At 51.7% G+C, this 21,689-nt stretch carries 15 protein-coding genes, 1 tRNA gene and 3 rRNA genes; 12 read left to right on the top strand and 7 right to left on the bottom strand.

Features of this window, described 5'->3' with window-relative positions; translation table 11 throughout:
* The first annotated feature begins 44 nt into the window (after positions 1 to 44).
* The 4 genes from DD586_RS20645 (at position 45) to rrf (ending at position 5,092) form a co-directional block, all read left to right on the top strand.
* Positions 45 to 1,587: ribosomal RNA gene (locus DD586_RS20645) — 16S ribosomal RNA — on the top strand.
* Positions 1,588 to 1,673: 86 nt separating this feature from the next.
* Positions 1,674 to 1,749 (top strand) — tRNA-Glu (locus tag DD586_RS20640).
* 192 nt (positions 1,750 to 1,941) lie between these two features.
* Positions 1,942 to 4,847: ribosomal RNA gene (locus DD586_RS20635) — 23S ribosomal RNA — on the top strand.
* Between the two features lie 129 nt (positions 4,848 to 4,976).
* Positions 4,977 to 5,092, top strand: a 5S ribosomal RNA gene (rrf, locus tag DD586_RS20630).
* Together the 16S, 23S and 5S rRNA genes with 1 tRNA gene alongside form the textbook arrangement of a ribosomal RNA operon.
* A gap of 89 nt (positions 5,093 to 5,181) precedes the next feature.
* Here the strand turns inward: rrf and mobB are convergent.
* Positions 5,182 to 5,718 (bottom strand): molybdopterin-guanine dinucleotide biosynthesis protein MobB, encoded by a 537-nt coding sequence (gene mobB, locus DD586_RS20625; RefSeq protein WP_012886732.1) that lies wholly within the window; start codon positions 5,716 to 5,718, stop codon positions 5,182 to 5,184.
* On the bottom strand, positions 5,711 to 6,301 hold the full coding sequence (gene mobA / locus DD586_RS20620) for a molybdenum cofactor guanylyltransferase MobA (RefSeq protein ID WP_012886731.1): 591 nt from the start codon (positions 6,299 to 6,301) through the stop codon (positions 5,711 to 5,713). The genes mobB and mobA overlap by 8 nt, the downstream gene beginning before the upstream one ends.
* 110 nt (positions 6,302 to 6,411) lie before the next feature.
* Here mobA and DD586_RS20615 point away from each other — a divergent pair, with 110 nt between their 5' ends.
* The 5 genes from DD586_RS20615 to DD586_RS22550 all read left to right on the top strand — a co-directional run bounded on the left by DD586_RS20615 (position 6,412) and on the right by DD586_RS22550 (position 11,825).
* Positions 6,412 to 6,681, top strand: a complete 270-nt coding sequence (locus DD586_RS20615) for a YihD family protein (RefSeq protein WP_012886730.1) — start codon at positions 6,412 to 6,414, stop codon at positions 6,679 to 6,681.
* Positions 6,682 to 6,716: 35 nt separating this feature from the next.
* Positions 6,717 to 7,703 carry a serine/threonine protein kinase gene (locus DD586_RS20610; RefSeq protein ID WP_012886729.1) on the top strand — a complete coding sequence of 329 codons (987 nt, stop codon included), beginning with the start codon at positions 6,717 to 6,719 and terminating at the stop codon, positions 7,701 to 7,703.
* Between the two features lie 22 nt (positions 7,704 to 7,725).
* Entirely contained in the window at positions 7,726 to 8,349 is a 624-nt protein-coding gene (gene dsbA, locus DD586_RS20605; protein ID WP_012886728.1) for a thiol:disulfide interchange protein DsbA, read from the top strand.
* 376 nt (positions 8,350 to 8,725) lie between these two features.
* Entirely contained in the window at positions 8,726 to 11,515 is a 2,790-nt protein-coding gene (gene polA, locus DD586_RS20600; protein WP_012886727.1) for a DNA polymerase I, read from the top strand.
* 262 nt (positions 11,516 to 11,777) lie between these two features.
* Positions 11,778 to 11,825 carry a spot 42 RNA, inhibition of DNA synthesis gene (locus DD586_RS22550; RefSeq protein WP_071892919.1) on the top strand — a complete coding sequence of 16 codons (48 nt, stop codon included), beginning with the start codon at positions 11,778 to 11,780 and terminating at the stop codon, positions 11,823 to 11,825.
* Between the two features lie 162 nt (positions 11,826 to 11,987).
* Here the strand turns inward: DD586_RS22550 and yihA are convergent, their stop codons facing one another.
* Positions 11,988 to 12,632 (bottom strand): ribosome biogenesis GTP-binding protein YihA/YsxC, encoded by a 645-nt coding sequence (yihA, locus tag DD586_RS20595; RefSeq protein WP_012886726.1) that lies wholly within the window; start codon positions 12,630 to 12,632, stop codon positions 11,988 to 11,990.
* 223 nt (positions 12,633 to 12,855) lie between these two features.
* Between yihA and yihI the strand changes: the two genes are divergently transcribed.
* Together yihI and hemN are read left to right on the top strand one after the other, a co-directional pair.
* Entirely contained in the window at positions 12,856 to 13,389 is a 534-nt protein-coding gene (gene yihI / locus DD586_RS20590) for a Der GTPase-activating protein YihI (RefSeq protein ID WP_012886725.1), read from the top strand.
* Between the two features lie 181 nt (positions 13,390 to 13,570).
* On the top strand, positions 13,571 to 14,944 hold the full coding sequence (hemN, locus tag DD586_RS20585) for an oxygen-independent coproporphyrinogen III oxidase (protein WP_012886723.1): 1,374 nt from the start codon (positions 13,571 to 13,573) through the stop codon (positions 14,942 to 14,944).
* Positions 14,945 to 15,089: 145 nt separating this feature from the next.
* Here hemN and DD586_RS22100 read toward each other — a convergent pair whose 3' ends face one another.
* From DD586_RS22100 to glnA, 4 genes are all read right to left on the bottom strand, one after another.
* On the bottom strand, positions 15,090 to 15,212 hold the full coding sequence (locus DD586_RS22100) for a YshB family small membrane protein (protein ID WP_012886722.1): 123 nt from the start codon (positions 15,210 to 15,212) through the stop codon (positions 15,090 to 15,092).
* Positions 15,213 to 15,380: 168 nt separating this feature from the next.
* On the bottom strand, positions 15,381 to 16,793 hold the full coding sequence (gene glnG / locus DD586_RS20580) for a nitrogen regulation protein NR(I) (RefSeq protein ID WP_012886721.1): 1,413 nt from the start codon (positions 16,791 to 16,793) through the stop codon (positions 15,381 to 15,383).
* An 8-nt stretch (positions 16,794 to 16,801) separates the two neighbouring features.
* A complete protein-coding gene (gene glnL, locus DD586_RS20575; RefSeq protein WP_012886720.1) occupies positions 16,802 to 17,851 on the bottom strand; it encodes a nitrogen regulation protein NR(II) in 1,050 nt (349 codons plus the stop codon).
* Positions 17,852 to 18,057: 206 nt separating this feature from the next.
* Positions 18,058 to 19,467, bottom strand: coding sequence for a glutamate--ammonia ligase (gene glnA, locus DD586_RS20570; RefSeq protein ID WP_012886718.1), 1,410 nt, complete (start codon positions 19,465 to 19,467; stop codon positions 18,058 to 18,060).
* Positions 19,468 to 19,841: 374 nt separating this feature from the next.
* On the opposite strand from glnA, the gene typA reads away from it, so the two are divergent.
* Positions 19,842 to 21,665: a ribosome-dependent GTPase TypA gene (gene typA / locus DD586_RS20565; protein WP_012886717.1), complete on the top strand. Its 1,824-nt coding sequence runs from the start codon at positions 19,842 to 19,844 to the stop codon at positions 21,663 to 21,665.
* Positions 21,666 to 21,689 lie beyond the last annotated feature (24 nt).

Raw genomic sequence — 21,689 nt, 5'->3', positions numbered from 1 at the left:
AAATTCTTTGAGCACCGTTTTCTTCGGAAAACACATCAAACTTTAAATTGAAGAGTTTGATCATGGCTCAGATTGAACGCTGGCGGCAGGCCTAACACATGCAAGTCGGGCGGTAGCACAAGGGAGCTTGCTCCCTGGGTGACGAGCGGCGGACGGGTGAGTAATGTCTGGGAAACTGCCTGATGGAGGGGGATAACTACTGGAAACGGTAGCTAATACCGCATAACGTCGCAAGACCAAAGAGGGGGACCTTCGGGCCTCTTGCCATCGGATGTGCCCAGATGGGATTAGCTAGTAGGTGAGGTAAAGGCTCACCTAGGCGACGATCCCTAGCTGGTCTGAGAGGATGACCAGCCACACTGGAACTGAGACACGGTCCAGACTCCTACGGGAGGCAGCAGTGGGGAATATTGCACAATGGGCGCAAGCCTGATGCAGCCATGCCGCGTGTGTGAAGAAGGCCTTCGGGTTGTAAAGCACTTTCAGCGGGGAGGAAGGGAGCAGGGTTAATAACCCTGTTCATTGACGTTACCCGCAGAAGAAGCACCGGCTAACTCCGTGCCAGCAGCCGCGGTAATACGGAGGGTGCAAGCGTTAATCGGAATGACTGGGCGTAAAGCGCACGCAGGCGGTCTGTTAAGTTGGATGTGAAATCCCCGGGCTTAACCTGGGAACTGCATTCAAAACTGACAGGCTAGAGTCTCGTAGAGGGGGGTAGAATTCCAGGTGTAGCGGTGAAATGCGTAGAGATCTGGAGGAATACCGGTGGCGAAGGCGGCCCCCTGGACGAAGACTGACGCTCAGGTGCGAAAGCGTGGGGAGCAAACAGGATTAGATACCCTGGTAGTCCACGCTGTAAACGATGTCGATTTGGAGGTTGTGGTCTTGAACCGTGGCTTCCGGAGCTAACGCGTTAAATCGACCGCCTGGGGAGTACGGCCGCAAGGTTAAAACTCAAATGAATTGACGGGGGCCCGCACAAGCGGTGGAGCATGTGGTTTAATTCGATGCAACGCGAAGAACCTTACCTACTCTTGACATCCAGAGAAGCCTGCAGAGATGCGGGTGTGCCTTCGGGAGCTCTGAGACAGGTGCTGCATGGCTGTCGTCAGCTCGTGTTGTGAAATGTTGGGTTAAGTCCCGCAACGAGCGCAACCCTTATCCTTTGTTGCCAGCACGTAATGGTGGGAACTCAAGGGAGACTGCCGGTGATAAACCGGAGGAAGGTGGGGATGACGTCAAGTCATCATGGCCCTTACGAGTAGGGCTACACACGTGCTACAATGGCGTATACAAAGAGAAGCGACCTCGCGAGAGCAAGCGGACCTCATAAAGTACGTCGTAGTCCGGATTGGAGTCTGCAACTCGACTCCATGAAGTCGGAATCGCTAGTAATCGTAGATCAGAATGCTACGGTGAATACGTTCCCGGGCCTTGTACACACCGCCCGTCACACCATGGGAGTGGGTTGCAAAAGAAGTAGGTAGCTTAACCTTCGGGAGGGCGCTTACCACTTTGTGATTCATGACTGGGGTGAAGTCGTAACAAGGTAACCGTAGGGGAACCTGCGGTTGGATCACCTCCTTACCGAGTAGAAGTGCCTGCGTGGTGTCCACACAGATTGTCTGATGATAAGAAAGAGTCAAAAGCGTCTTGCGAAGCTGACAAGTGATGTCCCCTTCGTCTAGAGGCCCAGGACACCGCCCTTTCACGGCGGTAACAGGGGTTCGAATCCCCTAGGGGACGCCAATGACTGACAGTGTGTGAAAGGCACGGTCAACGCTAACCTAAAACTGATTAGAGATAGTCAGGTTTATGTTATCTGCTCTTTAACAATCCGGAACAAGCTGAATAATTTGAAACGACAGCATGTGAGTGAGAATTCATGTGTTGTTGGAGTCTCTCAAAATACTCATATCCCGAGACACTTTCGGGTTGTGAGGTTAAGCGACTAAGCGTACACGGTGGATGCCTAGGCAGTCAGAGGCGATGAAGGGCGTGCTAATCTGCGAAAAGCGTCGGCAAGGTGATATGAACCGTTATACCCGACGATACCCGAATGGGGAAACCCAGTGTGATTCGTCACACTATCACACACTGAATCCATAGGTGTGTGAGGCGAACCGGGGGAACTGAAACATCTCAGTACCCCGAGGAAAAGAAATCAACCGAGATTCCCCCAGTAGCGGCGAGCGAACGGGGAGGAGCCCAGAACCTGAATCGGCTTGTGTGTCAGTGGAAGCGTCTGGAAAGGCGCACGGTACAGGGTGACAGTCCCGTACACGAAGATGCACAGGTCGTGAGTTCGACGAGTAGGGCGGGACACGTGGTATCCTGTCTGAACATGGGGGGACCATCCTCCAAGGCTAAATACTCCTGACTGACCGATAGTGAACCAGTACCGTGAGGGAAAGGCGAAAAGAACCCCGGCGAGGGGAGTGAAATAGAACCTGAAACCGTGTACGTACAAGCAGTGGGAGCACCTTTTAGGTGTGACTGCGTACCTTTTGTATAATGGGTCAGCGACTTATATTCTGTAGCAAGGTTAACCGAATAGGGGAGCCGCAGGGAAACCGAGTCTTAACTGGGCGTCTAGTTGCAGGGTATAGACCCGAAACCCGGTGATCTAGCCATGGGCAGGTTGAAGGTTGGGTAACACTAACTGGAGGACCGAACCGACTAATGTTGAAAAATTAGCGGATGACTTGTGGCTGGGGGTGAAAGGCCAATCAAACCGGGAGATAGCTGGTTCTCCCCGAAAGCTATTTAGGTAGCGCCTCGTGAACTCATCTTCGGGGGTAGAGCACTGTTTCGGCTAGGGGGCCATCCCGGCTTACCAACCCGATGCAAACTGCGAATACCGAAGAATGTTATCACGGGAGACACACGGCGGGTGCTAACGTCCGTCGTGAAGAGGGAAACAACCCAGACCGCCAGCTAAGGTCCCAAAGTCATGGTTAAGTGGGAAACGATGTGGGAAGGCCCAGACAGCCAGGATGTTGGCTTAGAAGCAGCCATCATTTAAAGAAAGCGTAATAGCTCACTGGTCGAGTCGGCCTGCGCGGAAGATGTAACGGGGCTAAAACCATGCACCGAAGCTGCGGCAGCGACACAATGTGTTGTTGGGTAGGGGAGCGTTCTGTAAGCCTGTGAAGGTGGCCTGTGAGGGCTGCTGGAGGTATCAGAAGTGCGAATGCTGACATAAGTAACGATAATGCGGGTGAAAAACCCGCACGCCGGAAGACCAAGGGTTCCTGTCCAACGTTAATCGGGGCAGGGTGAGTCGACCCCTAAGGCGAGGCTGAAAAGCGTAGTCGATGGGAAACAGGTTAATATTCCTGTACTTGGTGTTACTGCGAAGGGGGGACGGAGAAGGCTATGTCATCCGGGCGACGGTTGTCCCGGTTTAAGCGTGAAGGTGGGTGGACCAGGCAAATCCGGTCTGCTGTTAACACTGAGGCGTGATGACGAGGCACTACGGTGCTGAAGTGACAGATGCCCTGCTTCCAGGAAAAGCCTCTAAGCATCAGGTAACATTAAATCGTACCCCAAACCGACACAGGTGGTCAGGTAGAGAATACTCAGGCGCTTGAGAGAACTCGGGTGAAGGAACTAGGCAAAATGGTGCCGTAACTTCGGGAGAAGGCACGCTCTTGTGGGTGAAGTCCCTTGCGGATGGAGCTGACGAGAGTCGCAGATACCAGCTGGCTGCAACTGTTTAATAAAAACACAGCACTGTGCAAACACGAAAGTGGACGTATACGGTGTGACGCCTGCCCGGTGCCGGAAGGTTAATTGATGGGGTTATCCGTAAGGAGAAGCTCTTGATCGAAGCCCCGGTAAACGGCGGCCGTAACTATAACGGTCCTAAGGTAGCGAAATTCCTTGTCGGGTAAGTTCCGACCTGCACGAATGGCGTAATGATGGCCAGGCTGTCTCCACCCGAGACTCAGTGAAATTGAACTCGCTGTGAAGATGCAGTGTACCCGCGGCAAGACGGAAAGACCCCGTGAACCTTTACTATAGCTTGACACTGAACCTTGAGCCTTGATGTGTAGGATAGGTGGGAGGCTTTGAAGTGTGGACGCCAGTCTGCATGGAGCCAACCTTGAAATACCACCCTTTAATGTTTGATGTTCTAACCTGGGCCCGTAATCCGGGCTGGGGACAGTGTCTGGTGGGTAGTTTGACTGGGGCGGTCTCCTCCCAAAGAGTAACGGAGGAGCACGAAGGTTAGCTAATCCTGGTCGGACATCAGGAGGTTAGTGCAAAGGCATAAGCTAGCTTGACTGCGAGAGTGACGGCTCGAGCAGGTGCGAAAGCAGGTCTTAGTGATCCGGTGGTTCTGAATGGAAGGGCCATCGCTCAACGGATAAAAGGTACTCCGGGGATAACAGGCTGATACCGCCCAAGAGTTCATATCGACGGCGGTGTTTGGCACCTCGATGTCGGCTCATCACATCCTGGGGCTGAAGTAGGTCCCAAGGGTATGGCTGTTCGCCATTTAAAGTGGTACGCGAGCTGGGTTTAGAACGTCGTGAGACAGTTCGGTCCCTATCTGCCGTGGGCGTTGGAAGATTGAGGGGGGTTGCTCCTAGTACGAGAGGACCGGAGTGAACGCACCGCTGGTGTTCGGGTTGTCATGCCAATGGCACTGCCCGGTAGCTACGTGCGGAAGAGATAACCGCTGAAAGCATCTAAGCGGGAAACTTGCCCCGAGATGAGTCTTCCCTGGGCCCTTGAGGCCCCTGAAGGGACGTTTAAGACGAAGACGTTGATAGGCTGGGTGTGTAAGCGTAGCGATACGTTGAGCTAACCAGTACTAATGACCCGAGAGGCTTAACCTTACAACACCGAAGGTGTTTTGGTGAGAGACTAAAAGTAGAATTTGGCTTGTTCGAGGATTGGATGGCGTGGTGTAGCGATACACGGCGGCATGAAGAATCAGGACGTTGAATAGACGTCGAAAGAATTTGCCTGGCGGCGAGAGCGCGGTGGTCCCACCTGACCCCATGCCGAACTCAGAAGTGAAACGCCGTAGCGCCGATGGTAGTGTGGGGTCTCCCCATGCGAGAGTAGGGAACTGCCAGGCATCAAACAGAGAACCCCCGGTTAGCGCCGGGGGTTTTTTTATGTCCGCAACCCGGGCGGCCGCGTTAATCTTCCGGGTAATCATCTCTGCTACTCCGCCTCAATTGTTCCGATACCTTTCTTTTGGCGCAGCCAATCCCGGATAAATATTGCTACCTGTGGTGGCTGGTTCAGATCCAGACAAGGCCTGAGAAGCGTTAACGGTACATCGCTGGCTATTGCCAGTGTGCAGTCATCAATCTCTATCACCTCATTATTTCCAGACTTATGGCGGTAAAGCAGGATTTTATCGACAGACTCATGCTTGAAGCCTTCCACCAGAATTAAATCCAACTTTGAACTATCCATTCTGCTGGCCAGAAAAAACAAGTCGGGTTCTTGTTGTTCGGGTGTCTCTGTCATTAATGCCCAGCGAGTATTACTGGCAACCAGTGTTTGATCGGCACCGGCTTTGCGCAGCTCATAGCTGTCTTTACCTGGTTTATCGATATCCATGTCGTGATGAGTGTGCTTGATGATACCTACACGGATCCCCATCGCGTTAAGCAGGGGGATAAGCTGTTTTAGTAATGTGGTTTTACCCGTACCACTGTGAGCGGCAATAGCTAAAAGCGGGGTATCAGTCATGTGCTTTCTCCTGCCAGTGGGCGAGATCCTCCGGCGTATTGAGATTACGGAATGATAAAGGCTGATCGGCAAAAGAAACGGCTTTTGCCGCTACCTGTTCCAGGAATAGCATTAGTTTTCGGTCGCCGTTATTCAGATAACGTTCCAGCTTTTCGGTCAGGGATGTGTGGATCAACAAAAGTGTCGGGTGCTCGCGTTCTCCATCTGTGGCATAGGAGGCACAATGATTGTCACTGGATTGATTGCCACAGGATTGCCGTAAACGTGAGACTAAATCGTAGGGTAATGCCGGTACATCACAGGGGACGAATATCACCCATTCTGTTTCGGCGATACTCAACCCGGTAAAGATGCCAGCCAAAGGGCCGGAAAAATCACGATTAATATCGCCGATCACCGGATAACCACTTTGCTGATAACGAGCCTGATGCCGATTAGCGTTAATGAGCAGGGTATCAACCTGTGGTTTCAGGCGATCAAGAACATGTTGATAGAGTGGCTTGCCTTCCAGTTCGATTAATCCTTTGTCATTTCCGCCCATACGGGATGACTGACCCCCAGCCAGAATCACACCTGTTATCATCGTATTGGTATCCATAATGATTTAATGCGTTATTGTCGGAAAACTATGGCGTAAGGCCAAGTCCTTTCCCCATACTAGATAAACAATCATCAATGTTTGAGGTCATGATAATGAAGTGCCATCGTGTAAATGAATTGATTGAGTTGCTGCATCCAGCCTGGCAAAAAGAGCCTGATTTGAATTTGGTGCAATTTTTACAAAAACTTGCACAGGAAGCCGGGTTTGAGGGGGCGCTTAGTGATTTGACTGATGATATCCTTATTTATCATCTAAAGTTACGTGACGCAGATAGCACACAGCCTATCCCTGGCTTGCAGAAGGATTATGAAGAAGATTTCAAAACCGCATTACTGCGTGCCCGCGGCGTTATCAAGGATTGACGGCCAGGACCTGATGCTATGGAGCAGCGCTTACCATGCATGACGCCGTATTCAATTTTCATACACTGTCGCCGGATGTCATCATGGACGCGCTGTGGTCTGTGGGGATCCGCGTTGACTCCGGCCTGACAGCACTTAACAGCTATGAAAATCGGGTTTACCAGTTTAGCGATGAAGATCGCAAGCGTTATGTGGTGAAGTTTTATCGGCCGCAACGTTGGGATGCTGGTCAGATTAATGAAGAGCATCGCTTTGCGGTCGAGTTGTCTGATGACGAAGTGCCGGTGGTCGCCCCGCTGGCCTTACAGGGCAATACGTTGCATGCGCATGATGGTTTCTGGTTTGCGGTATTCCCAAGCGTTGGCGGGCGCCAGTATGAAATGGACAATGATAACCAGTTGGAGGAAGTCGGGCGCTATCTGGGCCGAATCCATCAGACTGGTAGTCGAAATCTGTTTTCAACGCGTCCTACTATTGGGTTACAGGAATACCTTGATGACCCATTGCTCACATTAACGGATAGTTCTCTGATTGCTGGTGTGCAGAAAGCGCCCTTTCTGGCCGCGACAACCCGGCTTATCGAGGAAGTGAAATTACACTGGCATACCCACTGGCAAGCCAGACGCCTGCATGGTGACTGTCATCCCGGGAATATTCTTTGGCGCGATGGCCCATTGTTTGTCGATCTGGATGATGCGCGTAATGGCCCTGCTGTTCAGGATCTGTGGATGTTGCTGCATGGCGAGCGTCAGGAGCAGCGTATTCAATTGGATATTTTGCTGGATGCCTACAGCGAGTTTGCTTCTTTTGATGAGTCAGAACTGGCGCTGATTGAGCCGCTACGCGCCATGCGTATGGTCCATTATCTGGCCTGGGTGACCCGCCGCTGGCATGACCCGGCTTTTCCCCGTAGTTTTCCGTGGATGCAAGACGCTGATTTTTGGGCAAAGCAGACCGCTATTTTTACTGAACAGGTCAGGCTGTTGCAGGAACCACCGTTGCAGCTGGCACCGATGTACTGACAATTATGGAGATAACCTTGATATGAAGAAAATATGGCTTGCGCTGGTTGGTGTGGTGTTGGCGTTCAGTGCGTCAGCTGCTGATTTTTCCGATGGTAAACAGTTCACTACCCTGGATAAACCGGTTCCCCAATCCCCTCAGGTGCTGGAATTCTTCTCGTTCTACTGCCCACACTGCTACCAGTTTGCTCAGGTTTACCACATTCCTGATGCTATCCAGAAAGCCTTACCTGCTGATGCTAAGTTGACCAAATATCATGTCGATTTCCTGGGCCCATTGGGTAAAGAGTTGACCCAGGCCTGGGCGGTTGCGATTGCTCTGGGCGTGGAAGATAAAGTCAGCCCGTTGATGTTTGATGCCGTCCAGAAAACTCAGACGGTGAAAACGACAGAAGATATTCGTCAGGTCTTTGTGGCAGCGGGTGTAAAAGCTGAAGACTATGACAGTGCGTTGAATAGCTTCGTGGTGAAATCACTGGTCGCGCAACAGGAAAAAGCGGCTGCCGATTTGCAACTGCGTGGTGTACCAGCGGTGTTTGTTAACGGTAAGTACATGGTGAAAAGCGACGGGCTTGATACCAGTTCTATGGACGGCTATGTCAAACAGTATGCTGATGTAGTGAAATTTCTGCTCTCTCAGAAATAGTTTTCTGCTTTGTCTATACGCCATATGCCTTAGTACATATGGCGTTTTTATTTCCTTCTGCCGCTAACGTCTGGACATTTCTGCTTACTGCCGGACGTGGTGATTTCATATCTATCCACATTAATAACAACGTTTTGATATAACTATAATGTCAATGCTTTTTTATTAAAGTATTGATTTATAATGGAATACATATACCGAACAACTCTGTCTATATCACTGTTAATTATCTTTCAATTTCTATGCACAAAGTTATCCACAGAATTTTTGCGAGACGTTGTGCAAAAAGCGTAATGAACGATCGTTAATATTCGTCTCTGACTGCCAGCTATGGCATCCTTACCCCCATGGCAGAAAACAACGATCACGAAATATCATGGTTCAAATAGCAGAAAACCCCCTCATTCTGGTTGACGGTTCATCGTACCTTTACCGTGCTTACCACGCCTTTCCTCCCTTGACCAACGGTGCTGGCGAGCCAACTGGAGCGATGTACGGCGTGCTCAATATGCTGCGTAGTTTGTTGCAGCAGTATCATCCCAGCCATGTGGCGGTGGTGTTTGATGCGAAGGGGAAGACATTTCGTGATGATTTGTTTGAACACTACAAATCTCATCGTCCGCCGATGCCGGATGATCTCCGCGCGCAGATTGAGCCATTGCACCGTATGGTGAAAGCGATGGGGTTGCCGCTGCTGTCTGTTTCCGGCGTTGAGGCTGACGATGTGATTGGAACACTGGCACAACAGGCGGAACGCGCCGGTAAGCCCGTGTTGATCAGCACTGGCGATAAAGATATGGCCCAACTGGTGACGCCGCAGATAACCCTGATCAACACCATGAATAACACTATTCTGGGGCCGGATGAGGTGTGTGCCAAATATGGTATTCCTCCCTCTCTGATTATCGATTTTCTGGCGCTGATGGGGGATTCCTCCGACAACATTCCCGGCGTGCCTGGTGTGGGTGAAAAAACCGCGCAGGCGCTACTGCAGGGCGTGGGGGGGCTGGATGCGCTCTATGACAATCTGGATAAGATTGCGACGCTGACCTTCCGTGGTGCTAAAACCATGGCGGCGAAACTCGAGCAGCATAAAGACGTGGCTTACCTTTCTTACCAACTGGCGACGATTAAAACCGATGTTGAGCTGGAGCTCGGTTGCGAACAACTGACGGTGAATGAGCTGGATGTAACGGAATTGCGTGAGTTATTCGCCCGTTATGAATTCAAACGCTGGCTGGCAGATGTGGAAGATGGCAAATGGTTGCAGGGCGGTAAAAAGGGTCCGGCTGCGGTACCGTTTGTGAAACCAGAATCTGAAGAAGATGCACCTAAAGAGGCGTCCAGCGTATTGTCTCAGGATGGTTATGTCACCATTCTGGATGAGTCATCCTTGCAGGACTGGATTGCCAGAATTAACGCTGCTGGTCTGTTTTCGTTTGATACCGAAACCGATGGCCTTGATACGCTAACGGCTAATCTGGTAGGTATCTCTCTGGCTATCAAACCCGGTGAGGCCGCTTACCTGCCATTAGGCCATGATTATCTTGATGCGCCGACACAGTTGGATAGAGATACCGTGTTAGCGCAATTAAAGCCACTGCTGGAAAATGAAGCCATCGGTAAGATCGGGCAAAACCTGAAATTCGATAAAGGCGTGATGGCCCGTTACGGCATCGATCTGCGCGGCATTGTGTTTGATACCATGCTGGAGTCCTACGTGCTTGATAGTGTGGCGGGTCGCCATGATATGGATAGCCTGTCAGAGCGCTATCTGCAGCATAAGACCATTACCTTTGAAGAGATCGCTGGTAAGGGCAAGAACCAGTTAACCTTCAATCAGATCCCACTTGAGCAGGCGGCGGTTTATGCCGCGGAAGATGCCGACGTGACGTTGCGTTTGCATGAAACGTTATGGGCGAAGCTGGAGCCGCAACAGGAGCTGTGCCAGGTATTCAAGAATATCGATATGCCACTGGTGCCAGTGTTGTCACGTATGGAACGCACCGGGGTGCTGATCGATACCACGATTCTGGCCGAGCATTCGCAGGAACTGACGCAACGTCTGGCGGAGCTGGAAGTTCGGGCCCATGAGCTGGCGGGGGAGGCTTTCAATTTGGCTTCGCCTAAACAGTTAGGTGCCATTCTGTACGAAAAGCTGCAGTTGCCGGTTATCAAGAAAACGCCGAAAGGCGCACCTTCTACCAATGAAGAAGTGCTGGCTGAGCTGGCGCTGGATCATCCGCTGCCGAAGTTGATTTTAGAACATCGTGAGTTGGCCAAACTGAAATCGACTTACACGGATAAGTTGCCGCAGATGATCAACCCGTTGACTAAACGGGTGCATACCTCCTATCACCAGGCGGTAACGGCCACGGGGCGTCTGTCCTCCAGTGATCCTAACTTGCAAAACATTCCTGTGCGTAATGAAGAAGGGCGCCGTATTCGTCAGGCGTTCATTGCCCCGCAAGGATACCAAATTCTGGCGGCTGACTACTCGCAGATAGAGTTACGCATTATGGCGCACCTGTCACGGGATGCCGGATTACTGAAGGCGTTTTCCGATGGACTGGATATTCACCGTGCTACAGCTGCCGAAGTATTCGGTTTACCGCTTGATAAAGTGACGACGGAACAGCGCCGCAGTGCTAAAGCCATCAACTTTGGCCTGATCTACGGGATGAGTGCTTTTGGTTTGTCTCGCCAGTTGGGCATTGCACGTAATGAAGCGCAGAAGTACATGAATCTCTATTTTGAGCGCTATCCAGGGGTACAGGAGTACATGGAGCGCACACGTCAGCAGGCGGCAGATCAAGGGTATGTCTCCACGCTGGATGGTCGACGCCTCTACCTGCCGGATATTCACTCCCGTAATGCCATGAGTCGTAAGGCCGCGGAGCGTGCTGCTATTAACGCACCGATGCAGGGAACCGCCGCAGACATCATTAAAAAAGCGATGATTGCCATTGATGACTGGTTGCAGCAGGAAAAGCCATTGGCGACGATGCTGATGCAGGTACACGATGAATTGGTGTTTGAAGTGCACCATTCAGTACTGGATGAAGTCAGTGCGAAGATTCGTAACCTGATGGAAGGCTGCATGCAGTTGGATGTGCCATTACAGGTGGATATCGGTACCGGCAGTAACTGGGATCAGGCCCATTAATGTCTTCGGTGAAAAAACGGGTCTGACGCATTCGTGAGTTATATGGTGTTTGGTTGTGAATACCGACAGAAATAGCGGTTTCTTTTTTTTGTCGGTTTTTTCGGCTAGGGTATGGGGGATTCTGTAATTAAGCTACATGATTGTGTGACCTGGTTTGGGTTTGTCTAATTCATCGCCATTTTTTATGAAATTAAACAACAAAAAATGCTTTTTTCCAGAAAAGAAATGGGGTAGAGTTAAACACGTAGGGTACAGAGGTAAGATGTTCTATCTTTCAGACCTTTTACTTCACGTAATCGGATTTGGCTGAATGTTAGCCGCCCCGGTCAGTTTTCTGACCGGGGCGTTTTTTATTGTCTGATAATAAATTGTCTTGGATAACCAAAGCTTATGCTACCGACAAAAAAATTTGCCGGTAGTTGTGTGGGTAAGGACGGCGTCTCAGAAAGCTCACCTGTCCTTGATGGAGACGTTACTGCTCAGACTCGGGAAGAGAAGACTCATCTGCGGGTGGTAATGTGCTGAACCAGTTATCTAATTTCTGACGTAATTTATCTACACCGGTTTTTTTCAGCGAAGAAAACGTCTCAACCTGAATATCTCCCATTAATGGCAACACGGCTTCCCGCACCATGTTTAACTGGGATTTACGGGCTCCCTGAGCCAGTTTGTCCGCTTTAGTCAGTAACACCAGTACCGGCAGTCCGGCATCAACGGCCCATTCTAACATCTGCTGGTCCAGATCTTTGAGCGGGTGACGGATATCCATTAATACCACCAACCCTTTCAGACAGTTACGCTTTTGCAGGTACTCGCCAAGCGCTCGCTGCCATTTGCGTTTCATTTCTTCCGGTACTTCGGCATAGCCATAACCCGGCAAGTCGACCAGGCGTATCCCCTCAGCCACTTCAAACAGGTTGATGAGCTGGGTACGACCTGGCGTTTTACTGATACGGGCCAGGCTCTTTTGGTTGGTCAGCGTGTTGAGTGCGCTGGATTTTCCCGCATTGGAGCGGCCGGCAAAAGCGACTTCAATACCGCTGTCGGCAGGAAGATGACGAATGTCCGGCGCGCTGGTGACGAAATGAGTCACATGATAGTTGTATTGCTGGGTCACGGTGTGCGTCTCTGTCTGGATCACGGTTCTATATAGCTGATTATACCTGTAACTGATGAGAAAGGCGGCGTTTATCTGTTTTGCACAGGGTGTTGCCGCGGTAACAGACTGAAAAAATAAAACCGGTACAGAGCGCCTGGAGCACTTTTTTATTGGTATGCTTTCTGCTAGATTCCGCCGCAATTCTTCCTATATTTGCTCATCCGAACCTGAGATTGACGCTATGAAACAACCATCACAAGGGGCGGGACGCAAAGCTCCTGCTCCAAAGGCCAAAAGAAAAAGTCGCGAGCAGTTGGATCTTGAAGCTCGCGATCGCAAACGCCAGAAAAAACACCGTGGTCATGCCGCAGGCAGCCGTGCGCAGCCGTCTGGTGGTCATCAGCACAATGCCTCTTCTGGTCAAGGCAAAGACCCGCGTATTGGCAGTAAAAAGCCGGTATCGCTGCTGCCGGAAAGCGCAGTTGCGCCGACAAAACCGGTAACCATGCCGAAAGAGAAACCGGTTCGCCTGTCACCGCAGGAAGAACTGGAGATGCTGGAAAATGATCCGCGTCTTGATGAGCTGCTGGACAGGCTCGAGAAAGGTGAAACGCTGCCGGCTAAAGAACAGTCCTGGCTGGATGAAACATTGGATCGCATTGATATCCTGATGGAGCAACTGGGGATTAGCCTGGACGATGACGACGAAGATGAACAGCAGGAAGAAGACATGCTGCAACTGCTTCGTCGTGGTAACCCGAAAGACGGTTATTAATGTTAAAAGCGCTGTTTCTGCTCATCACCCTATTAGTTCTGTGTTTTTTGGGTGGCCTGTTGGTTAAACTGTGGTGCCTGTCGAAACGGAAAGGCAGATTACAGCGTGCCGTATTGGCTGGGCAGCATCGGTTGCCCCGGCGTCGTACGGTGAGGACCGGTTACAGGAAGGAGTAAGCTCTATGTCCGAACAGACTATCGACTGGGATTTATCCCTGATCCAGAAATATAACTATTCGGGGCCGCGCTACACTTCCTACCCTACCGCGCTGGAATTCAGCGACAGCTATGACGACGCGGCGTTTACCGAGGCGGTGGTCCGTTATCCCCACCGCCCGTTGTCGCTGTATCTGCATATTCCGTTTTGTTACCGCCTGTGCTACTTCTGTGGTTGCAATAAGCTGGTAACCCGGCAGCTGCATAAAGCCGATGAATATCTCGATCGGCTGGCGTTGGAGATTCATCAACGCGCACCGTTATTTGCCAACCGCACGGTCACCCAAATGCATTGGGGCGGCGGCACCCCCACATTTCTGAATAAAGCACAGATTAGTCGGCTGATGTCGCTGCTTCGCCAGCATTTCCATTTTTCTGAGCACGCCGAGATGTCGCTGGAAGTGGATCCGCGGGAAATTGAACTGGATGTGCTCGATCATTTGCGCGCTGAAGGATTCAACCGCCTTAGCATGGGCGTGCAGGATTTCAATAAAGAGGTGCAGCGGCTGGTTAACCGCGAACAGGATGAAGCGTTCATTTTTGCGCTGATTGAGCGGGCCAAGGCGTTAGGGTTTACCTCGACTAATATCGACCTGATTTATGGTCTGCCCAAACAAACGCCGGACAGTTTTGCGTTTACTTTACAGCGGGTAGCCGAGTTACGCCCGGATCGTCTGAGCGTATTTAATTATGCCCATTTGCCCAGTTTGTTTGCCGCACAGCGAAAAATTAAAGAAGCGGATCTGCCGGATGCGGAACAAAAACTGGCCATTTTGCAGCAAACCATTCAAAGCCTGACGGCAGCAGGTTATCAGTTCATCGGCATGGATCATTTCGCCCGGCCAGATGATGAGCTGGCGGTAGCACAGCGCGAGGGCAAATTGCACCGTAATTTCCAGGGGTATACCACACAAGGCGATACCGATTTACTGGGGTTGGGCGTGTCTGCCATCAGTATGATTGGCGACAGTTATGCACAGAACCAAAAAGAATTGAAGCTGTACTACGCTGATGTTGAACAACGAGGGCATGCATTGTGGCGTGGTTTGTCCCTGACTCGTGATGATTGTATTCGCCGTGATGTCATTAAAGCGCTGATTTGTCATTTCCAACTGGAGTTTGCGGCGATTGAGCAGGCATATGGTCTGTCATTCGGCGATTACTTCCGTGAAGACCTGGCGTTGCTGGCACCAATGGCACAGGATGGACTGGTGGAGATTCAGGCTGACGGTATTCGGGTGACGGCGAAAGGACGGCTGCTTATTCGTAATATTTGTATGTGTTTTGATGTGTATTTCCGCAACAAAATGCGTGAGCGCCAATTTTCCCGAGTTATTTAATTCCACCGGGTAATTCCTGCGGGAATCGAAAATGTGTTGGCCACCGAATCTGGCATGACCTTGTTATGGTAGATGGGAAGTGGTTAGAGATAAAAGAAAAGAGCCAGTCGTATGACTGGCTCTTTTCTTATTGTGTCAGCGTGTGTTAGCTGAAGAAATTGATCAGTGCTGCGCACAACACGGCTGCAATCGCAGTTTGCGATGATGGACCCATCGCACTACTGATCTCAGCGCCGTGCGTTACGGCAGAAAAAATGGATTCCAGCATGGTTACCCTCTCCAGTCAGCGACATGATCATACTGCTGGCGCGGCGCAAGTAAAGTACAAAATATATCCATGATGACGTAAATTGCAGATGTGTGGGTTTCATAACGCAACCCATCCGTGGGCGCTGTTCCTTGTGATGAACGGTAGCGGGAAAACGGCAGATTGCCGTTATTCCATGCCCAGTTCCTTAAGCTTACGCGTCAGCGTGTTTCGCCCCCAGCCCAGCAGTCTTGCCGCTTCCTGTTTATGCCCTTGCGTATGGCGTAACGCGGTTGTCAGTAGTGTGCGTTCCATTTCCGGTTGCGCTTCGGCCAACAGATTTTGATGACCGGAACGCAGTGCACGGTCGGCCCACTGTGCCAGCAGTGTCGCCCAGCTATCAGGCATAACATGTACGGTGGCGTCTGGCGCTGTCGTTTCAAACAGCTCCGGCGGCAGATCCTGAATCAGCACCTCCTGTCCCGCGGCCATCACTGTCAGCCACCGGCAGGTATTTTCAAGCTGGCGCACGTTACCCGGCCAGGGTAAACGGGTGAGCGCCGCTTCAGTTTCCGGGTGCAGGTTTTTCGGCTCCACACCCAGTTCTTTGGCTGTTGCCTGCAGGAAGTAGCGCGCCAGACGCGGAATATCTTCCCGACGTTCACGTAGCGGCGGTAAATGAACACGAATCACGTTCAAACGGTGGAACAAGTCTTCGCGAAATTTGCCTTCCTGAACCCGCAATTCCAGATTCTGATGTGTGGCGGCAATAATGCGTACATCCACTTTCACGGCTGCATAGCCGCCGACACGATAAAACTGACCGTCAGCCAGTACGCGCAACAAGCGGGTTTGCACATCCAGCGGCATGTCGCCGATTTCATCAAGGAACAACGTTCCGCCATCTGCTTGCTCGAAACGCCCTTGCCTAATCTGATTGGCGCCGGTAAACGCGCCTTTTTCATGGCCGAATAGTTCCGATTCGATCAAATCCTTAGGGATTGCCGCCATATTCAGCGCAATAAAAGGTGCTTTAGCGCGTGGGCTGTGGCGGTGTAATGCATGGGCGACCAGCTCTTTACCGGTGCCGGATTCACCGTTGATCAGTACGCTTATTGATGAGCGTGAGAGGCGACCGATAATTCGAAACACATCCTGCATAGCCGGTGCTTCACCGATAATATCGGTGGTTGGCCCACTGATGGGCTGACTGCGTACCGGTTGCTGCTGCTCCAGGTAATGGCTGATGGCACGTTCAACCAGCGCTACCGCTTCATCAATGTCGAACGGTTTGGGCAGATAATCGAAAGCCCCCTGTTGGTAGGCGCTGACCGCTGCGTCCAAATCGGAATGCGCTGTCATGATGATAACGGGCAGCATCGGGTGGCGCTGTTTGATTTGTTGCAGCAATGCCAGCCCGTCCATACCGGGCATGCGGATATCGGACAGCAGGACATCCGGTGTTTGCGTGGTCAGCGCGTTTAACGCCTGGGTACCGTTATCAAAGGTTGCGCAGGTTAATCCCGCCCCGGTAAGCGCACGTTCAAGCACCCAACGGATCGAGCTATCGTCATCGACAATCCAGACTATCCCTCGTTGCATCGTGAACCTCACTGGCGAATGGGCAGATACACCGAGAATTCGGTATGACCTGGCCAACTGTTAAATTCAATTTTTCCGGAATGTTGATCGATAAGGTTACGGGCAATCGACAACCCCAGCCCGGTACCGCCTTCACGACCACTCACCATGGGATAGAATAGCGTGTCTTGCAGATGGGCTGGCACACCGGGGCCGTCATCTTCGATGTCGATACGGGCCACCAGACGGTAGCGCACGCCATGTAGCGTCAACTGAAACGCGGTACGGGTACGTATGGTAATGGTGCCGCCTTCCTCTCCCAGCGCCTGCATGGCATTGCGAGTAATGTTCAGCAATACCTGTTCAATCTGATCCGGGTCGTGCATCAATTCCGGCAGGCTGGGGTCGTAGTCGCGCACCAGCGTCACGTTGTCGGCTTTTTCCATCGAGACTAACTGGAATACCCGTTCAGCCACCTGATGAATGCTTTGCGTAACATGCAACCCAGGCTGTTGCGGGCCGAGTAAGCGGTCTACCAGATTACGCAGGCGGTCGGCCTGTTCGATAATGACTTTGGTGTATTCCATCAGCGCCGGGTCCGGCAGGGCTTTGGACAGCAACTGTGCCGCGCCACGCAGGCCGCCAAGTGGGTTCTTGATTTCATGCGCCAGACCGCGCACCAGATCGCGTGCCGCCTGTTGCTGGGCATGTTGTAGCTGTTCCTGACTGAGGCGGCGTTGGTTATCCATCGGCGCCATTTCCAACAGGATAAAATCGTGCTGAATGCGCTGAGCCGTCAGCGACATGATATGTGCCCGACCATCTACCACGATGGTGACTTCGTTATCGGTAAAACCTTGTCCAGAGTCGAGGCTTTCCCGCATCAGGTCGAGATTTAACGAAAAGTAACCGAGCAGATCCGGCAGGGGCGTTCCAGACAGTTTACGTGAACTTTGAGCCAGAAGTTGTTGCGCCGCTGGGTTTGAGTAGTGAATAGCCAGATCTTTATCCAGCAACAAGATGCTGTTTATTAAAGAATTAAGGATCTGCCCAGCATCGGGCAGCGTGCCTGTTGCCATAACGCAGACTCCCGCACTATTTTAGTGCACACTATTCTCGATTGTAGGTTAAGTCGCAACGGTCATATGTCTTGTGGAGAAAAAAGCCCATCCGAAGATGGGCTGAAAAGTTTCCACGGCAACAAAAATAAACATAAATAAAAAACAGCTATCAGACGGCAGTATGAACATCATTTTCTTCGTCCTGCCGTCAAGAGCGTGGGATGTTACACGCTGTAGTACAGTTCGAACTCAACCGGGTGCGGCGTCATGCGAACGCGGTCGTTTTCAGCAATACGCAGTTCGATGTAAGCATCGATAGCGTCGTCAGTGAATACGCCGCCACGGGTCAGGAACTCGCGGTCTGCGTTCAGGGCGTTCAACGCTTCTTCCAGAGAGCCTGCTACGGTTGGGATCTCTTTCGCTTCTTCCGGCGGCAGATCGTACAGGTTCTTGTCCATGGCATCGCCCGGGTGGATCTTGTTGATGATGCCGTCCAGACCAGCCATCAGCAGTGCAGCGAAGCACAGGTACGGGTTAGCAGCCGGGTCCGGGAAGCGTACTTCGATACGACGTGCTTTCGGGCTCGATACCACCGGAATACGGATGGAGGCAGAACGGTTACGGGCAGAGTAAGCCAGCATAACCGGCGCTTCGTAACCCGGGACCAGACGCTTGTAGGAGTTGGTGGTCGGGTTGGACAGCGCGTTGATGGCTTTAGCGTGTTTGATTACACCGCCGATGTAGTACAGCGCGGTTTCAGACAGGCCGCCGTATTTGTCGCCGGAGAACAGGTTAGTACCGTCTTTAGCCAGAGACATGTGGCAGTGCATACCGGAACCGTTATCGCCGAACATCGGTTTCGGCATGAAGGTTGCGGTTTTGCCGAAGGCGTGTGCCACGTTGTGTACAACGTATTTGTAGATCTGGATTTCGTCGGCTTTCTTGGTCATGGTGTTGAAGCGGGTAGCCACTTCGTTCTGACCAGCGGTCGCTACTTCGTGGTGATGCGCTTCAACTACCAGGCCCATCTGCTCCATGGTCAGACACATGGCAGAACGCAAGTCCTGCGCAGAGTCTACCGGCGGAACCGGGAAGTAACCGCCTTTCACTGCCGGACGGTGGCCTTTGTTGCCTTCTTCGTATTTGGTGCTGGAGTTCCAGGCACCTTCGATGTCGTCGATAGCAACGTGGGAACCGGAGATGCTGCTGCCGAAACGTACGTCGTCAAACAGGAAGAATTCCGGCTCTGGCCCGAACAGTACGGTATCAGCGATACCGGAAGAGCGCAGGAAGTCTTCAGCACGTTTAGCGATGGAGCGAGGGTCACGGTCATAACCCTGCATGGTGCCCGGTTCCAGAATGTCACAACGGATGATCAGAGTCGGTTCTTCGAAGAACGGATCCATAACCGCAGTAGTCGCGTCCGGCATTAACACCATGTCGGATTCGTTGATGCCTTTCCAGCCGCCAATCGAGGAACCATCAAACATTTTACCGTCTTCGAAGAAGTCAGCATTAACCTGGTGGGCCGGAATAGTGACGTGCTGCTCTTTGCCTTTGGTATCCGTGAAGCGAAGGTCAACAAACTTCACCTCATGCTCATTCAGCATCGTCAAAACGTGTTCTACTGACATACTTGGTTCTCCCGATTGTGTCATTTATCGTCGTGGAACGAATATCGTTGTGGAATGATGTTGTTACCGTACAAAACATATAGCGAAAACTGTGCCAACTTTAAAGAATAGTTCTAACCAGCATTCCTGCTGGTTTTTTGTCTCCTCCTGAACTGCACCAAGATAGTTAACTGCACCAAAAGTGTGCACCATTTTGGTGTTATTGCACTTAATTAGTGCTCTGAGTTTGTGGGGTGCTGCTTTATTGCACCGTGAAAGGGATCACAGACCCGTAATTCGCAGGTTGTTTGTGGAAGATGATTGTGATCTTGTTCAGTCGCTCGATTAATACGTGTACAATAGCGCGCTATTTCTAAAATGCCTGAGGCAAAGCTGTGATCGAAAATTTGCGTAACATCGCTATTATTGCGCACGTTGACCATGGAAAAACAACCCTGGTTGATAAGTTGCTGCAACAGTCCGGTACGTTGGGTGAGCGTAATGACGCCACTGAACGTGTTATGGACTCCAATGATTTGGAAAAAGAGCGCGGAATTACCATCCTCGCTAAAAATACCGCCATCAACTGGAATGACTACCGCATCAATATCGTGGATACCCCAGGGCACGCCGACTTCGGCGGCGAGGTAGAACGCGTGATGTCCATGGTGGACTCTGTACTGCTGCTGGTAGACGCGATGGACGGCCCGATGCCGCAGACGCGTTTCGTGACCCAGAAAGCTTTTGCCTATGGCCTGAAGCCGATTGTTGTCATTAATAAGGTTGACCGTCCTGGCGCTCGTCCTGACTGGGTGGTTGATCAGGTGTTCGACCTGTTTGTTAATCTGGGTGCCACCGACGAGCAGTTGGACTTCCCGATTGTTTATGCGTCCGCGCTGAACGGCATCGCCGGTCTGGACCATAACGATATGGCCGAAGACATGACCCCGCTGTTTGAAGCCATCGTGAAACACGTTGAAGCGCCGAATGTCGACCTCGACGGTCCGTTCCAGATGCAGATCTCCCAGCTGGACTACAACAACTATGTTGGCGTTATCGGTATCGGCCGTATTAAACGCGGCGTGGTGAAACCGAACCAGCAGGTCAGCATCATCGACAGCGCAGGCAAAGTACGCAACGGTAAAGTGAGCCAGGTGCTGGGCCACCTGGGTTTGCAGCGTATTGAAAGTTCACTGGCAGAAGCGGGCGATATCATTGCTATCACCGGTCTGGGCGAACTGAACATTTCCGACACTATCTGCGATACGTCCTGCGTGGAAGCGCTGCCGGCGCTGTCGGTAGACGAACCGACCGTGACCATGTATTTCTGCGTTAACACCTCGCCGTTCTGCGGCAAGGAAGGCAAATACGTCACGTCACGTCAGATTCTGGATCGTCTGCGTAAAGAGCTGGTGCACAACGTGGCGCTGCGTGTGGAAGAAACCGAAGATCCGGATGCGTTCCGTGTATCTGGCCGTGGTGAACTGCACCTGTCCGTGTTGATCGAAAACATGCGTCGTGAAGGTTTCGAACTGGCGGTATCCCGCCCGAAAGTTATCTTCCGTACCATCGATGGCCGCCGTCAGGAGCCGTTCGAGCAGGTGACCGTGGATATCGAAGAGCAGCATCAGGGTTCAGTAATGGAAGCGCTGGGTCTGCGTAAAGGCGAAATGCGTGACATGATCCCCGATGGTAAAGGTCGCGTACGTCTGGATTACGTGATCCCAAGCCGTGGCCTGATTGGCTTCCGTACCGAGTTCATGACTATGACCTCTGGTACCGGTCTGCTGTATTCCACCTTCAGCCACTATGATGACATCCGTCCGGGTGAAATCGGCCAGCGTCAAAACGGTGTGCTGATCTCCAACGGCCAGGGTAAAGCGGTTGCTTATGCGCTGTTTAGCTTGCAGGAGCGCGGTAAGCTGTTCCTGGGTCACGGCGCTGAAGTGTACGAAGGCCAGATCATCGGTATTCATACACGTTCTAACGACCTGACCGTTAACTGTCTGACCGGTAAGAAGCTGACCAACATGCGTGCTTCTGGTACTGACGAAGCTACCGTACTGGTACCGCCGGTAAAAATGTCACTGGAGCAGGCGCTGGAGTTCATTGATGACGATGAACTGGTTGAAGTAACGCCGACCTCGATTCGTCTGCGTAAGCGTCACCTGACGGAAAACGATCGCCGCCGTGCGAACCGTTCTACCAAGGAAGAATAATTCACTATTTTTAGTGATACCTAA

The sequence above is a fragment of the Dickeya parazeae Ech586 genome (assembly GCF_000025065.1).
In the GTDB taxonomy this organism is placed as follows: Bacteria; Pseudomonadota; Gammaproteobacteria; order Enterobacterales; family Enterobacteriaceae; genus Dickeya; species Dickeya zeae.
This window is presented reverse-complemented; position numbering and strand designations above follow the sequence as displayed.

What these genes read in the sequence shown, in the direction of transcription:
- mobB (WP_012886732.1), bottom strand. Translation starts at nt 5,718, where the DNA reads ATGACTGATACCCCGCTTTTAGCTATTGCCGCTCACAGTGGTACGGGT.
- dsbA (WP_012886728.1), top strand. Translation starts at nt 7,726, where the DNA reads ATGAAGAAAATATGGCTTGCGCTGGTTGGTGTGGTGTTGGCGTTCAGT.
- DD586_RS22100 (WP_012886722.1), bottom strand. Translation starts at nt 15,212, where the DNA reads ATGCTGGAATCCATTTTTTCTGCCGTAACGCACGGCGCTGAGATCAGT.
- DD586_RS20610 (WP_012886729.1), top strand. Translation starts at nt 6,717, where the DNA reads ATGCATGACGCCGTATTCAATTTTCATACACTGTCGCCGGATGTCATC.
- mobA (WP_012886731.1), bottom strand. Translation starts at nt 6,301, where the DNA reads ATGATAACAGGTGTGATTCTGGCTGGGGGTCAGTCATCCCGTATGGGC.
- glnA (WP_012886718.1), bottom strand. Translation starts at nt 19,467, where the DNA reads ATGTCAGTAGAACACGTTTTGACGATGCTGAATGAGCATGAGGTGAAG.
- yihI (WP_012886725.1), top strand. Translation starts at nt 12,856, where the DNA reads ATGAAACAACCATCACAAGGGGCGGGACGCAAAGCTCCTGCTCCAAAG.
- polA (WP_012886727.1), top strand. Translation starts at nt 8,726, where the DNA reads ATGGTTCAAATAGCAGAAAACCCCCTCATTCTGGTTGACGGTTCATCG.
- glnG (WP_012886721.1), bottom strand. Translation starts at nt 16,793, where the DNA reads ATGCAACGAGGGATAGTCTGGATTGTCGATGACGATAGCTCGATCCGT.
- glnL (WP_012886720.1), bottom strand. Translation starts at nt 17,851, where the DNA reads ATGGCAACAGGCACGCTGCCCGATGCTGGGCAGATCCTTAATTCTTTA.
- DD586_RS20615 (WP_012886730.1), top strand. Translation starts at nt 6,412, where the DNA reads ATGAAGTGCCATCGTGTAAATGAATTGATTGAGTTGCTGCATCCAGCC.
- hemN (WP_012886723.1), top strand. Translation starts at nt 13,571, where the DNA reads ATGTCCGAACAGACTATCGACTGGGATTTATCCCTGATCCAGAAATAT.